Raw genomic sequence first — 14,223 nt, forward strand, 5'->3', positions numbered from 1 at the left:
GAGGCGCACCGCTTCAGGCGATGATTACTTCAATGTGGCATACAGCGCGTTCGCTTCATCGGTCAGCTTCTGACCGCCTTTGGCGTACCATTGCTTTACGTAGGCGTCATAGTCGTCCAGGCTCTTCTGCCCGGTGATGATCTCGGCGAACGTGCGCTGCATCAGCAGGGTCAGATCCGCCTTGTACATGCCTTCCGAAGGCAGCACCATGAAGTAGGTGGCATCCGTCCAGTTGTCGCCCGCTCCGTATTTTTGAATGGCGGCCGTGAGGTCCGGATCCGTCAAGTCGGCGCGCATGGCATTCGTGTTGATGGCGCCCATGGCGAACATGCGCGCGCCTGTCTGATCTCTGTCCTCGACTTTGGCCCATCCGTCGAGGAATTCCGTCGGACCGCTCGTGCCGGATACATATTTCCACTGCTCGCCTTCATAGCCCTGGTTAAGCAGCAGGTACAGCCCGCGGTCGGTACTGTAATCCCGCATCATCTGCAGAATGCGATCCAGCTTGCCCTGGTCCTTGGCCATTTGCGAGCCGAACACAACGTAGTTGCTCTTGGAGCCCCAGCTCCACGAGCCGCTGCCTCCGGGACCGGTCGGATTCACGCCGGGCGCCAGCGTCGCCGAAGCGTTGATCTCCTTCATGCTCGCGATGGTGGAAGCATCCTCGCGATACAGGCGGCCGATCGTCTCTTCGATGAAGCCGATGCGGCCGTTGAACAGCTTCGTCCGGTACGACTCCTGCGTATCGGTGATGAATTCGGGATCGATCACCTTGTCCGCGTACCACTTGCGCAGCGTGGCGAGCGCTTCCTTCGTCTCCGGCATGACGGAGCCGTTGACGACCTTGCCGTCGCGGACATGCCACATCGTCGGCTCCACGCCGTACGCGCCGAATATATTGTAGAAGCCGGACGACCATGTGGTCGTCATCGTGCCCGTCAAGCCGTACGTATCGTTCTTTCCGTTGCCGTCCGGATCGTTTTTGGCGAACGCGTATACGGCTTTCTCGAACTCCTCGAGCGTCTCCGGCGTCTTCTCGATCCCGACCTTCTTCAGCCAATCCGTGCGCCACAGACCGGCAAAATCGTAGCCGCGGAGCGTCACGAACATCGGAATCGCCCACAGCTTGTCGTCGAAGGTGGCCGGCGCGAATAAATTGCCCGGCACCGATTGAATGTCGGCTTCGTATTCGGGCAACCGCTCCCCGATCAGCGACCTCTCGATCGGCATCAGCACGCCCTGCGTCTGATAGGCCGCGACCGCGCTCGGATCGCTTAGCGTGAACACGTCCGGCACTTCGCCGCCGGCGATGCTCGCATCGGTGATTTTGACCGGCTTAATCGTCACGTTATAACGCTTCTCCAGCTCCTTCTGGACGCGGGTGTCGGCGATGACGCCCGGCGCCTGGAAGTGAATGCCCCAATTAATCGTATAGTGCTCGTTGTTCGACGCTTCGGCGGAAGCCGTGGCGCTCGCGCTGCTCCCCGCAGTCTCCGCGGGTGCCGCCGAAGATGAAGCGGGCGACGACTCGGACGAGCCGCCGGACGAGCAGGCGCTCAGCACCGATGTCAGGATGGTCGCGGTCGCGGCCGCCTTTGCCCACCAACGCATGTTTTGTTGCATGTAGATGTTCCCCCTTGGCTTAGATGGAATCGCGATCGATTCAGGCACAGCGTAACGGAATAGATAGCGCTTTCACAATTTCGTTATTCCTATTTTTTTGCGTTTTCCGTTAATATCGGCCGTTTTTGCCTTTGCCTTTTTCGCGTTTTCTTATGTAAAAAGAGAATCATCGCTGATTCTCTAGGTATTTTCCGGCTTCGCGCCATGCTGCCGGCGATATTGTCCGGGCGTCATCCCGGTTTTCGTTTTGAACAATCTCGTAAAATAGCTGAGCGTATTGTAGCCGATTTGCTGGCTGATTTCTTCGATGACGAGGTCGGTGTCCGTCAGCAGGCGTTTGGCCCGGCCGATTTTCAGCTCGATGATGTATTCGTTGATCGTCGTGCCGTACCGCTCCTTAAACAGCTTGTTCACGTAGGAAGCGCTCAGGCGCACATGCTCGGCCACCTGCTCGACCGACAGCTGCTCCTGATAATGCTCCTGAATGTAGCGAACGGCGCGCTCCAAAGTGGCGTCGTGCACCCGGGACGATATTCGCGCATACTGCTCGATCAGGGCGTCCGCGATAGTCTGAAGCAGCCGGATATATTCATAAAGCGTCATGTCGTGGCGCTCGGGCATCGAGAGCTGCAGGACGAGCGTCTGCTCTTCCGCGCCGAAGCCCGCGATCAGCTTCAGCATCTCGCCGCGAATTTGCGTCATCGATTGCTGCATGACGACCGGGTGAGGCCTGTGCTCGAGCATCCAGTCCCGCAGACTGTCGAGCCCTTGCCTGACGCCTTCCGCATCTTTATCTTTAATCGCCTGCACGAGCCGCTTTTCGATCGCGCCCGGATACGATTGGAGCCGGTCCGCGCCGTCGTCGCCGTCCTGCAGCCGTTCGTAGCGGATAATCGCGCCGCGGCCTGCGTACAGCTTGCGGCGCAGCGCCTCGTTCGCCTGCCGGTAGGCCTGCTCGAGTCGGTCGATCCCGCGGTGAAGCTCGCTGATCCCGACCGTCATCGGCGGCAAGCCGAATTGCAGCGCCTGCCGCTGCCAATGCGCCGCCATGTCGGGCGCCGGTTCGCCGCCGACGATGACGACGATCTGCCCGTCGTCGCGCAGGACGACCTCGCCCGACACCTGCTTGCGGAGCGAATCCGTCCATTCGAGCAGCGACAGCTGCTGTTGGATGTTGTCCTCCGCCCGTCGGCCGTCCGACTGGCCCTCCGGCTCGAACAGGATGAGCGTATATTGGGCTTCCCAGACCGACCAAACTTCTTTTTCTAAAGGCGCGATCGGCAGATGTTTGTACTGGGTCAAGCCCAGCCCCTGCATCATATCGAGCAGCAGCCTTTGCCGCACGATTTCCTCATGATTTTGCCGCTCCTGCTGCCGCGTTCGCTGCAAGCGATCATACACCGAAACGATGAGCTCCGCCTCGCTGCGGCTGTCGCTCGTCTCCTCCTCCAGCCTCCGGATATAAGCGATGGATTGCGCCAGCGGCCGATAGATGCGCCGTGAAAAATACCAGGCGCTCACGCCTGCAATCGCGACATAAAGGAGAGAGACCGAGAACACGACGGTTTTGAGCTTGTCGATATGCGCGAGCAGCTGCGCCACCGGCACCAGGTGCACGAACCGCCAATGCGTCGCAGCCGATTCCAGCGTGGTGACCAGCTGCTTCCGATGCGCGACGGTCGCGACGATCGAATCCCCGCCGCGCTGCGCCAGCGCGATCTTGACGATCCGGTCCCCGTTCGTCCGCAGCTCGTCGCCGCCGTAGAGGAACTCGCCGGACGGACCGAGGACGAGCATCTCGCCCGCGCTCGACGAATAGGCTTGCAGGTAATCGCCCAGCAGCCTGTCCTGATCGATGTTGATCACGATCGCGCCGATCGGCTTGCCGATCAGCGGCATCGTCTGCACCAGCGTGATCCAGCGTCGTTCGGGCGCCGCGGCTTCCGCTGTCTTGGCGACCGCGCCTTCCGGATGCGTCTCGCGATTCACTAGCCATTGCGTACGCTGCGCGTTGCCGCCGTAAGCGGAGGTCCAGCCCCGGTCCGCGAATTCGGCAAGCGGCCGCGCCTGCAGACCGCTCGTGATGATCTGGTCCAGCTTGTCGTAATACAAATAGATGGAATCGATATACGGGTTGAGCGAACGCTGCTGCTTCAAGTAGTTGTTCAGATCGATGATCGACCCGACGGACAGCGTATTTTCCCACTCGGCGAACATATAAGACTGCGTCATTAAAATGTTGGCCGCGAGGCTGCTCACCGAATCCAGCTCCTGATCGATCAGCGACAATTGCTGCGTCAGCGCGGCCGCGTTCGACTGCTGCGCATTTTCGAAGCTGTTCTTCTTCGCAAGCGAATACGTCAGCAGCGAGATCAGCAGCACGCTGCTTAGCAGCAGCACCGTGATTAGCACGAGCATCCGGATGTAAAGACTCTTATCGACGTTCGCCAGACGAAACTTGCGCATCGTATCCCCCGCTCTGCGAAGCTTAATGGAACCGTTTACAAAATGTGCTTAAGTGGCCGCTTCGCGCCGGACCGGCCCCTCTTTACCTTAATTCTCGGGTTCAGATCCGTCAATCCGAAAACGCCCGCAAGCAATAAATAGTTTATTATAATAAACAAAGTTTAATATAAGAGAAATGATATCATCTGTCTATGTGAAGCACAATCTAACTTGCGTCCTACTCCAAAAAGCAGTTAACCCCCAGAACTTGGTCTGGGGGTTGAACGTGCACCGGTTATGAATCCGAATCCGCCAACAGCCGTCCGTCATCGTGCCACTGGCCATACATCTTATTTTGCCTGGTGGATTGCATAAACTTCTCCAATCGCTTGTCGAACAATTCGGCATCTTTCTTGTAGCTTTGAATGGTGTCGATTCGGACGGTACGGTACAAATCCGGGAACGTGGCGAAGTTCTCGTACGCCGCCGCATCCACTTGCAGCCTTTGCTCGATGACCGGATCGATCCTGAACGCCTCCGGACGCATATCCGGGAGGACGCGCCTGCCTTCCTCCTTCATCATCCCCAGCCGCTCGAGGCGGCGGACCCGCGCTTTATTCAGTTCGGTCCATGCGCTTTTCCGGCTCCTGGGAGATAGTCTTTGCGCAACCTCCGTCTCTGAGATTTTCTTTTTCGTACTATCGATCCACCCAAAGCATAAGGCTTGTTCGACGACGTCCAGATAGAGCAGCGCACCCGAAGCCGGCTTCATGCCGACGACTACCCAGCATTCTTTTTCGGTCCCGCCATTGTCGCGGAGCCAGGCCCTTAACTCTTCTATGGTTTTTACTGCCAGCAGATTTTTAATCTCCATAAAGCAGGCTGCCCAGCTCCTTTTTTTTACGATTGCTTCATTGCGAGCACGCGATCCAGAAATTTGTCCGCGTCGCTATTGAACTTCCAGACGATGCCGAACGCATCGACCAGCATCCCGAAGCAAGACGACCATGGCGTATCGGAAAGTGGCATGATCACATGGCCGCCCGCCGATAGACGCTCGAAGTAACGTTCTAACGTCTGTTTGCTTTCGTTTGTGATGCTGATGAGCACATTGTTGCCTTTGACCGGCTCGCCCGATCCCTGCTTCATCGCGGACAGCAGATCCGATATCATGATCTTCCCGCCGGCGAATGCGATCGACGACTCCATGATCATGTTTAATTCGTGCTCCGGCAATGGATAATTCGGATCCTGCGGGAGATCGCCGAACTTTACTTGCTTGACCTCGTCTGCCTCAAACGCCTTCGCATAAAAATCGATCGCTTCCGCCGCATCTCCGTCGAAATTCAAGTACGCAATGACCGCCATGAATAAAACCTCCTCTTTGTTATATGTGCAGCATACGCTATGATAGGTGACAGTATATTGTCATCATTTCATCTGCACGGGAGAAAAAGATGGAGAAAATCGAGCGGTTAATCGCGATCGTGATGATTCTGCTGCAAAAGGAAGTCGTCTCAACGACGGAATTTTCTCGACTGTTCAACGTCTCTAAACGAACGATTCTCCGCGATATGGAGACGCTCGGCCTGTCCAACATACCGATCTATTCGATACATGGGGCGAATGGCGGCTACGGCATTATGGACGAATATAAGATCGATAAGCGTCTGTTGAACAGCGGCGACCTGGAAAATATTTTGGCGGCTCTTGGCGGCCTGGAGCAAATCTATTTGAGCCAGGAAGTCGAAATCACGATTAAAAAAATCGAATCGATGGTTCGCGGCGCACCGCTTAAAAGCGCCATACATGTTTCCTTTTACAATTGGAGCGGTCGCGATGAGATGACCGGCATCTTGAAGTTATGTCAAGAAGCGATCGCGCATAACAGACAGGTAAACTTCGATTATATCGATAAAAACGGGGCGTCGACAGCTCGGACGGTCGAGCCGTACCAGCTTCATTTTAACGAGATGAGCTGGTATTTGATCGGCTACTGCTTGACGCGTATGGAATATCGAACCTTTAAATTGTCCAGAACCGACAACCTGACGCTGGGCAAGCAGACATTTGTTCCGAGAGATCACGCGGCGGACCGGACGTTCGCAGAAGGATATTCGCCTGAGCTCGTTCAAGTTAAGGCGCTGATCTCGCCTGCGATCAAAGATCAGTTTATCGAAAGGTACGGCCGCAAGCGCATCGAACCCCACAGCGCCGATTGGCTGTCGGCAACGATCCAGCTCCCGCAAAATCCAATCGGCTTCCGGCATTTGGCGAGCTTCGGAACCGAGCTCAAGATTGTTGAGCCGCCATCTTTCGTGGAAGCGTTCCGGCAGTATGTAGCGGACGTTCTAAAAAGTTACAGCTAAAAAAAGAGAGGCTCTTCGCCTCTCTTCATTCGTTGACTGTAATACTACCGACGCATACCGCCTCTGCCGCCACCACCGCCGCCACCCATGTGCGATTCCGGCATTTCCGTGATTTGCTCGCCGTTAACCGTGACATCTCCGCCGTTCAATTGCGCCGTGCCATCCGCGTCGAATGAGGAAGTCGGCGCCGTCACTTTAATCGTACCGCCGTTCACGTAGAGATCGCCGTTGGAATCGAACGCGTCCGTGTCGCCGCTGCCCACGGTCACGTCCAGCGTGCCGCCGTTGACTACGATCGCCACGTCGCCCTCGGCCTTCTGCGCGGCATTAATGCCGTCGTCGTTCGCATACAGCGTGATCTGGCCGTCGTTGACGAGGATATAGTTGGCTTCGATGCCTTCTTCGCTTTTCGTAATGTTAATGGTGCCGCCGTCGATTTGTACCAGGCTGGTGCCCTGGATGCCGTCGTCTGCTGCGGCGATATTCAGCGTGCCGCCCTTCATATAGATATATCCAAGCGTCGCATCATCTGCGTTTTCGCTGTGCAGACCATCCTTGCCCGAATCGATCGTGACCGCTCCGTCGTTGATCAGAATGGAATCGTTCGCCTCAAGCGAATCCGCAGCCGATTGAATGCTGTAGACGCCGCCCGTGATCTTGAGGTCGTCCTTCGACGAGATGCCGTTTCCTTCCTTCGATACGATGTCCAAGGTTCCGGTGCCGTTCAGCGTCAGATCCGATCGGGAGAAAATGACCGCATCCAGATTGGTTTCCCCGTCCGCCGCATAAGTGCCGGTAACCTCCATATGATTCGTGCCGTCGGCGGAGGTCACGAATACTTTGTCCGCTGCCTTTACATAGATGGCAGGCGCGTCCGCATTGACGATGCTGACGCCGTCCAGGACGAGCTGCACCTTGGCATCGTCGGGCGCCTCGACGGTCACTGTCGCGTTCGTCGCCTCGCCGCTCAGAACGTAGACGCCCTCGGCATCGATCGTTACGTCATTGCCGCTCTCCAGTTTAACTTGCGTGGCACCCGTCAGATCCGCAGTCTGCGCCAGATCCCGGTCGCTGAACATCGTCGATGTGTCCAGCTTGGTCGTCGCGGCTGCCGACGTACCGCCGGATGATGCTGCCGTGCTTGTCGTGGACGTTGTTGCGGATGGCGTGCTCGCTGATTGCGTGCTTGCCTCCTGCGTGCTGGTCGTGCTGGCTGCTTGCGTAGCCGCGGCATTCCCGCTGCCGCTTTGCCCCTGGGAACATCCTGCGATCGTCGCGCTCAGCAATACGGCCATCGTCACGGTGCTTAAGGTCTTTGCTTTTTTCAATTTCATTGATTAACACTCCTCGAAAGCTCGGTAGCGAGCATTTATTTATCAGACCGCGAATACCGCTTCATGTCTTACTTACATCATGCGGGCTGCGGCTTAAATCAACCTTAAAGATTAAAGCATCGCGTTCGCGCAGAACAAAATCCCCTCAAACGATTCGTTTGAGGGGATGCGGTAAGGGGGAGGCTGATTACGCCCCCGCTTCGGTTAAAATGTCGGCGATTTCCCGGAAGCCTCTTTGCCGCGCATGCATCAACGGCGTGAGTCCGTCTCTATCCGTGATATTTAAGTCGGCACCATGGCTAACCAGCAGCCTTACGATTTTTTGATGCTTTTCCCCGCCGTTGCCTAGAATGACCGCCTCCAATAAGGCCGTCCATTGCAGATTGTTGATATGGTTCACATCGGTGTCCGAACGGCTGAGCAGTGCTTCGACAACCTCGACATGTCCGCGTTCCGAAGCGGGAATCACAGCGATTCCCCCGAACCGGTTCGTCAGTTTGGTATCGGCACCCGCGTCGATCGCGAGATTGACGATATCGAGAAACCCTTCCGCTCCGGCATACAAAAGCACATTATTTAAGCGGCGGTCGCGAATGTTGATGTCCGCACCCTTTTCAATAAGCGCCTTCACGACTTCCGCCCGATTGTTATAGGTGGCTGCAAGGACGGCCGTTCTTCCGTCGCGATCCGTCGCGTTGATGTCCGCTCCTTCGCGGAGCAGCTTCAGCACGCTTTCCACGTCGCCCTTTTCTGCCGAGACGATCAATGGCTCGTTCACAATATTCACCTTCTTTTCTGCAAACCGATTATCATGCGTCGGCTGCTGCGATCTCCGGACCCGTCTTGCCGTCTTTCCAGATCACTTGTTCGCCGTAATTTTTGCCCCAATTGTACATCATCTTCAGCACGGGGATGAGACTCTCGCCATATTCCGTCAACGTATACTCCACCTTCGGCGGGACCACGGGATACACTTTGCGGAAAACCAGCCGGTCCTCCTCCAATTCGCGCAGCTGATTAGTCAGCATTTTTTGCGTAATGTGGGGAATCAGCTTTTTCAGCTCGCTGAACCGTTTCGTGCCTTCCAAACCGAGATGCCACAATATAATTAACTTCCACTTGCCGCCGATCACCGCCAGCGTCAGTTCCTTCTCGCAGTTGATCGTCGCCAAGTCGATTCGATCCTTGATTTCCGTCGCCATCGTCATCCCTCCTCATGGCAGTATACAACGAGCGATTACAGGATGTAAAAGCTTATACCTTCCATTTGGAAACTAAAGAACAGCCCTCGCCATGTGCGGCGAGGACTGTCCGTTAATCGAGCGGTTGGCGTGCCGCTTATTCCAGGTTGGCATGCCTGCCGTACATCCGGCCGGTGTCCTGTCCCTGCTTCTCCATCATCCTGAGAATGACCGCGTCGTAAAAGATCAACATCGTCTGTTCGAACAGCGAAGCCATCGGCTGAATGGTCGTATAGCTGCCGCTCGCTTGATCTTTGGGCGATCCGGGCAGCCTGACCACCGCGTCCGCTAGGCTTCCGATCGTAGACTCGGGCGCGATTGTGACGGCCACGACGGATGCGCCGAGGCTTTTGGCTTTTTGGGCCATCGGGATCAAGCTTTTCGTTTCCCCCGAGCCCGTACCGATGATCAGCACATCGCCTTCGCCGATGCCGGGCGTGATCGTTTCGCCGACCACATACGCGTTGGCCCCGGTGTGCATCAGACGCATGGCGAATGCCCGTCCCATCAGGCCCGATCTGCCTGCGCCGGCGACGAACACATGGTTCGATTGCAAAATGAGGTCCGCCAGTGTCTCGGCTTCCGCATCGGCGATCTGCTCGGCCGAACGCTGGAGCTCCTTGACGATCTCGGCGACGTATTGGATCGCTTCCATGCGTTTAGGCCCGGCCGACCAGTTTTTTCATTTCGGCCGCCGTCGCCTTCTTGTCCGACTGGCCGGTGATGCCGCCGCCGACAATGACCAGATCCGGCTGGGCTTTGATGACTTCCGGCAGGGTGTCAAGCTTGATGCCGCCGGCGATCGCCGTTTTGGCTTGCTTGACGACGCGTTTGATCGCCGCAAGCTCCTCAAAGGAGTTTTTGCCTTCGGCCTGATGGTCGTAACCGGAGTGCACGCAGATGTAATCAACGCCGAGCGCGTCGATTTCTTGCGCTCTGCCTTCGATGTCCTTCACGTTGATCATGTCGACCATGATCTTTCTGTTTTGCTTGCGGGCTTCCTCGACGGCGCCTCGAATCGTCGAATCATCCGATACGCCCAGCACGGTGATAATATCCGCGCCCGCTTCGGATGCCTTCATGACCTCGTAGCCGCCGGCATCCATGATTTTCAGATCGGCCAGCACGCGCAGCGACGGGAATGCCTCTTTAATTTCCTTTACCGCTCGCAGCCCTTCGTTGATGACGACAGGCGTGCCGATTTCCACGATATCTATATGATCCGCCACTTCCGCAACGACTTGCTTCGCTCCGGCAATATCTACAAGATCCAGCGCCAATTGAAGTTCCATGGAATGATCTCTCCTTCAGGATGAATGTGCTTGATTAGCTCTAGCCCATTGTAGAGTCAACGTTCCATTTGCGTAAGTAGGCACTTTCGCGTGAGGGAGTTACCTGGAGGAAACTATAGCGCGGCAAAATACGGCCGGCGAGCGTCTGTGCGCTCCCGAACGGCGTAGCCAGCTGGGCCGATGTGGCTGGGGGCTCGGTGGCTGGGGGCTGGAGTGGCTCGGGCTCGGTGGCTGGGGTAACAGTGTGGCTGGGTGCTCGGTGGCTGGGGGCTGGCTGGAGTGGCTGCGGCGGTTGCGACCGTACGACGGTGGGTAGCGGACATAGGAGCCCTTATTTTGTGAATAAGCGGTCCATTTGCGGCGGTAGCGGACAGGAGGTACGTTATTTAGCCCAATGATGGACAAAACGGCTCGCATTTCCGAAAATAGCGGATTCTGAGTCCGCGGGTGAATGGAAATGCGAGAATTGCGCAGAAATAGCGGATCGTGTGTCCAATCGCATGGAACGGCTTTGTGTGACGGTCCGGGTAGAAAGCACCCTCGCTGCCGTTGATCAGAACCGGGTCCTCCCGGGCAAAACTGCAAAAATACATCTATTTCGCCTGATATGAACCATTTCATAGCGGATACCTGCAAATATGCATCTATTTCGTTGTCTCGTGCGATTGCCGCCTCCTTCTTCGAGATTTACCTGATTATTTGCAGGTATTTCATCGAACGCCGCTGCTCGGCAGAAAATAGATGCAAAATTGCAGGTGCGCGCCGCACGCGACATTCGATGTAAAAAAAGAACGCCCTGTATAGGACGTTCTCATCATACAAACGATAATAAACTTAACCGTATTCGAACGCATCGATCACAACGTTATAATCGGTCGCCGCAGCGTTTTTCGTCCGGTCGACTTCCACCTTGACGGTGTGCGAGCCGGGCGCCAGATCGGCCGTGCTGTAGACGATCTGCTGATATTTCTTGGCCGCGCTGTACAGATCGACCGTGCGGACCAGCTTGCCGTCCACATAAATGTTGGCCCGGCCTTCGTTCGAGCCGAAGCCGCTGATCACTCGAACGGCCGTGCCGGTGAACGTCAGCTGCGCGTTGTTGCCGGCGGCGCTGCCGAACGTCTCCGTGCCCGCGTAATCTGACGTGTCCGACCACTGCCCCCAGCCGCCGGTGTACGCGACGGATGCGTGGCGGTCGTCCACCTTGGTCGCGAGCGACGTGCCGTACTCGAACCGGTCGATGACGACGTTCGCGTTGGTCGAGGCGGCGTTTTTTGTCCCTTTGACGACGACCTTGACCGTATGCGCAGCGTCCGTCAGCCCCGTTTTCGCAAACAGCACCTGGCGGTACCGCGCATCCGGCGCGTACAAATCGACGTCGGACGCTTGCAGCACGCCGTCGACGTAGAAGTCGGCTTTGCCCTGGTTGCCGCCGTACTTGCCGATGACCCGGATCTGGCTGCCGGTGAACGAGAATTGCGCATAACCGCCCGCCGTGTAGTTGAACTTCTCGGTCGCCGCATGATCGAGCTTGTCGCCGTCCCAGTTGTTCCAGGCTCCGCTATAGGTGACGGCAGCGTCCCGATCGTCGACGTATTTGGTCTGCAGCTTCGCCGGCGCGCCCGCGGCGCTCCAGTTCACCGTCACCGTCACGCCGCCGGGATCGTTCCAGTATTTGACCAGCGCCGACTTGCTCTCGTCGTCCCATTCCTGCGAATACAGCGTGCTGCGGCCGCTGCCGTTCACCGCCGTCGCGAGCTGCGGCACGAGGCCGTCCTTGCTTAAGATACGGATCGCGCCAAGCGCATTCGAAGCGCCTTTGGCCGTAACGACGGTGCTCGAAGCGCTCTCGGCGATCGCCGGATTGTTGCCTTGCGCGAACAGCACGCGGGGAATCGTCGTCACGGCGATGCCGGAGACGTCCTTCAGCAGCGCCGACTTGCCTGGCGCGACCTTGCGCGTCGTGACGACCTGAAGGTCCGGGTCGAGCACGTCGATGTATTTGCCCGTCTCCACGGCCGTGCCGCTGATCGAATAAATGCCTTTGTACGGGCCTCTCGTATAGGCAATCGCGTTTTGGACGCTCACCGACACGCTCTTGTAGACGGCGCCGATATTTTGCATGATGTTAAACATCTTGGAGCTGCCGCCGGCGCTGTTCCCGAAATAATACGGATCGATGCCGAAGTAGACGAACTTCCCGGTTCCGTAGCTTTTCTCGAACGCGACCGTCGTCGTCCCCTGCTTATACATCGGCGTGAAGCTGCCGCCCGTATATCCGATGTAGCCGACGCCGGACGTCGAAGGCAGCGAGCCGATGCCGGCAGCCAGCGCCGATCCGGCTTCCGCCGACAGCGTCGCGTTCGACAGCGTGCCGGCCGTGCGGCCGGTCGCGCCGATGCCGAACAAGCTGAGCAAGTGATCCTGGGGACTTGCGTAGCTGCTGCCGCCCGAGTTCCACCATTGGTTCGGCGTATTCTCGTACGGCGTGCGCCCGCCGAAGTAAACGACGATGCCGCCGCCGTTCACATAATCCCGCAGCTTGATATTGTAGGCGCTGCTTTGCGGCTTCATGAGATCGTAGCTCACGTAGACGACGTCGAATTGGCTGAGTGGGTTCGCAGCGGCCGTAATTCCTTCGAGCGGCACGCCGTCGATCAGGAAGCCGCGGTGCAGCAGCGGCATCGCGAGCGAATAAACGCTGTCCTGATTGGCCGTATTGCCCGGGCCGCCCGCCTGCCAGTTCGTCGTATCCGAGATCAGGATGCCGGCCTTCAGCGGATGGTTGGACGTCGCGATCGCGCTTGTGTAATTATGCATGTCGTTCAAAACCGTAATCTCGTTCGCCATCGCGGTCTTGAAGCTCTCCGGCGCTTCGTTCTCGTCGATGCCCATAATCCGTTCCGGCCAGATCGGGATCTCGAACCGGTACGCATTCGGCTGCGATACGGCGGCCGCCAGCTGGTGGGCGTTCATGTCCGCCAGCCAATCCCATGACTTGGCCGCATAGCCGTCGCCCTTCGGGTCGATGATGAGCGCGACGTCCTTGCCCGGATTCGCCCGGCCGAGCTGCGCGAAGTAGCTGTAATCCAGATATCCGTTTTCGAAGGGCAGCGATACGGACGCGCCCTCGTACAGCACGCCGCCCTCCATCGTGTTGGACCATGCTTGCCCGACGATGCCGTCGACATTGGCGTTCGCCAATCCTTCCTGGCCCGCGTACGGGTTTTTCCAGGGGAAATACGAGAGCTGGCTGTGCGCGGCGATATACGTTTTGACGGTCGGATAGTTGGTCTTGATATAGCCGAGGACGGCGTCGATCTCCCGCTGCAGCAAGTAGTTCCGCAGCTTCGACGCTTTGAGGAAATTGGCTTCGCTGCCGGCCGGGTTGGCCCACGCCGTGCCGTAATAGGCGAGCCATTCGGCTTTGAACGCGTCCTCGTAGCCCGCGTCGCCGAACAGCTCCGGCTCTTCCAGAATGATCGTCGTCGCGCCCTTGCCGATCGCTTTGACCGCCTGGTCGCGGACGTAATCGTTCCAGCCTGCGGTGGGCGTCACATAGCTGTGCGTGCCCAGATGCTGCTTCAGGTTGCCCGCGGCGTCCTTCTGCACGATATCGTAGTGCGTCGATCCATCGTAGAAGCCGCCGACATACCGGTTGTCAAAATCGTGGGTGAATGAAATCATCGCCATCTTTTCGTAGCCGGCGTTGCCGTAGTTCGTAATCGCATTTTCGTAAGGCTCCTTGTTGCTGATCAAATAAGGAGCCGCAGCGTCGACCGGCAGATGCAGATTGGTTCGATAGTCTTGCCCGGTCTGAAAAAAAGTGTAGGCGTTCGCCTGCGCGGCGACGGCGCTCTGCGACAGCGCCGCGACTGCGACCGCGGCTGTCGCCAGCTTACGAATGGACTTTTTCATT

At 57.4% G+C, this 14,223-nt stretch carries 11 protein-coding genes; 1 reads left to right on the forward strand and 10 read right to left on the reverse strand.

What is annotated here, in order from left to right; translation table 11 throughout:
* Positions 1–24: 24 nt before the first annotated feature.
* The 4 genes from KB449_RS23790 to KB449_RS23805 all read right to left on the reverse strand — a co-directional run bounded on the left by KB449_RS23790 (position 25) and on the right by KB449_RS23805 (position 5,436).
* Positions 25–1,623, reverse strand: coding sequence for a type 2 periplasmic-binding domain-containing protein (locus KB449_RS23790; RefSeq protein WP_282910732.1), 1,599 nt, complete (start codon positions 1,621–1,623; stop codon positions 25–27).
* A gap of 180 nt (positions 1,624–1,803) precedes the next feature.
* Positions 1,804–4,089 (reverse strand): helix-turn-helix domain-containing protein, encoded by a 2,286-nt coding sequence (locus tag KB449_RS23795; RefSeq protein WP_282910733.1) that lies wholly within the window; start codon positions 4,087–4,089, stop codon positions 1,804–1,806.
* A 274-nt stretch (positions 4,090–4,363) separates the two neighbouring features.
* Entirely contained in the window at positions 4,364–4,942 is a 579-nt protein-coding gene (locus KB449_RS23800) for a YdeI/OmpD-associated family protein (protein ID WP_282910734.1), read from the reverse strand.
* A 26-nt stretch (positions 4,943–4,968) separates the two neighbouring features.
* A complete protein-coding gene (locus tag KB449_RS23805; RefSeq protein ID WP_282910735.1) occupies positions 4,969–5,436 on the reverse strand; it encodes a VOC family protein in 468 nt (155 codons plus the stop codon).
* An 89-nt stretch (positions 5,437–5,525) separates the two neighbouring features.
* Between KB449_RS23805 and KB449_RS23810 the strand changes: the two genes are divergently transcribed.
* Positions 5,526–6,437 carry a helix-turn-helix transcriptional regulator gene (locus KB449_RS23810; RefSeq protein WP_282910736.1) on the forward strand — a complete coding sequence of 304 codons (912 nt, stop codon included), beginning with the start codon at positions 5,526–5,528 and terminating at the stop codon, positions 6,435–6,437.
* Positions 6,438–6,481: 44 nt separating this feature from the next.
* On the opposite strand, the gene KB449_RS23815 is transcribed toward KB449_RS23810, so the two are convergent.
* From KB449_RS23815 to KB449_RS23840, 6 genes are all read right to left on the reverse strand, one after another.
* A complete protein-coding gene (locus tag KB449_RS23815; protein WP_282910737.1) occupies positions 6,482–7,771 on the reverse strand; it encodes a carbohydrate-binding domain-containing protein in 1,290 nt (429 codons plus the stop codon).
* Between the two features lie 187 nt (positions 7,772–7,958).
* Positions 7,959–8,549 carry an ankyrin repeat domain-containing protein gene (locus KB449_RS23820; protein ID WP_282910738.1) on the reverse strand — a complete coding sequence of 197 codons (591 nt, stop codon included), beginning with the start codon at positions 8,547–8,549 and terminating at the stop codon, positions 7,959–7,961.
* A 31-nt stretch (positions 8,550–8,580) separates the two neighbouring features.
* Entirely contained in the window at positions 8,581–8,973 is a 393-nt protein-coding gene (locus tag KB449_RS23825; protein WP_282910739.1) for a winged helix-turn-helix transcriptional regulator, read from the reverse strand.
* 136 nt (positions 8,974–9,109) lie between these two features.
* Positions 9,110–9,667 (reverse strand): 6-phospho-3-hexuloisomerase, encoded by a 558-nt coding sequence (hxlB, locus tag KB449_RS23830; protein ID WP_282910740.1) that lies wholly within the window; start codon positions 9,665–9,667, stop codon positions 9,110–9,112.
* 4 nt (positions 9,668–9,671) lie between these two features.
* On the reverse strand, positions 9,672–10,304 hold the full coding sequence (gene hxlA, locus KB449_RS23835) for a 3-hexulose-6-phosphate synthase (protein WP_282910741.1): 633 nt from the start codon (positions 10,302–10,304) through the stop codon (positions 9,672–9,674).
* Between the two features lie 834 nt (positions 10,305–11,138).
* Positions 11,139–14,222, reverse strand: a complete 3,084-nt coding sequence (locus KB449_RS23840) for a hypothetical protein (protein WP_282910742.1) — start codon at positions 14,220–14,222, stop codon at positions 11,139–11,141.
* Position 14,223: the final 1 nt, after the last annotated feature.

The organism is Cohnella hashimotonis, assembly GCF_030014955.1.
Classification (GTDB): domain Bacteria; phylum Bacillota; class Bacilli; order Paenibacillales; family Paenibacillaceae; genus Cohnella; species Cohnella hashimotonis.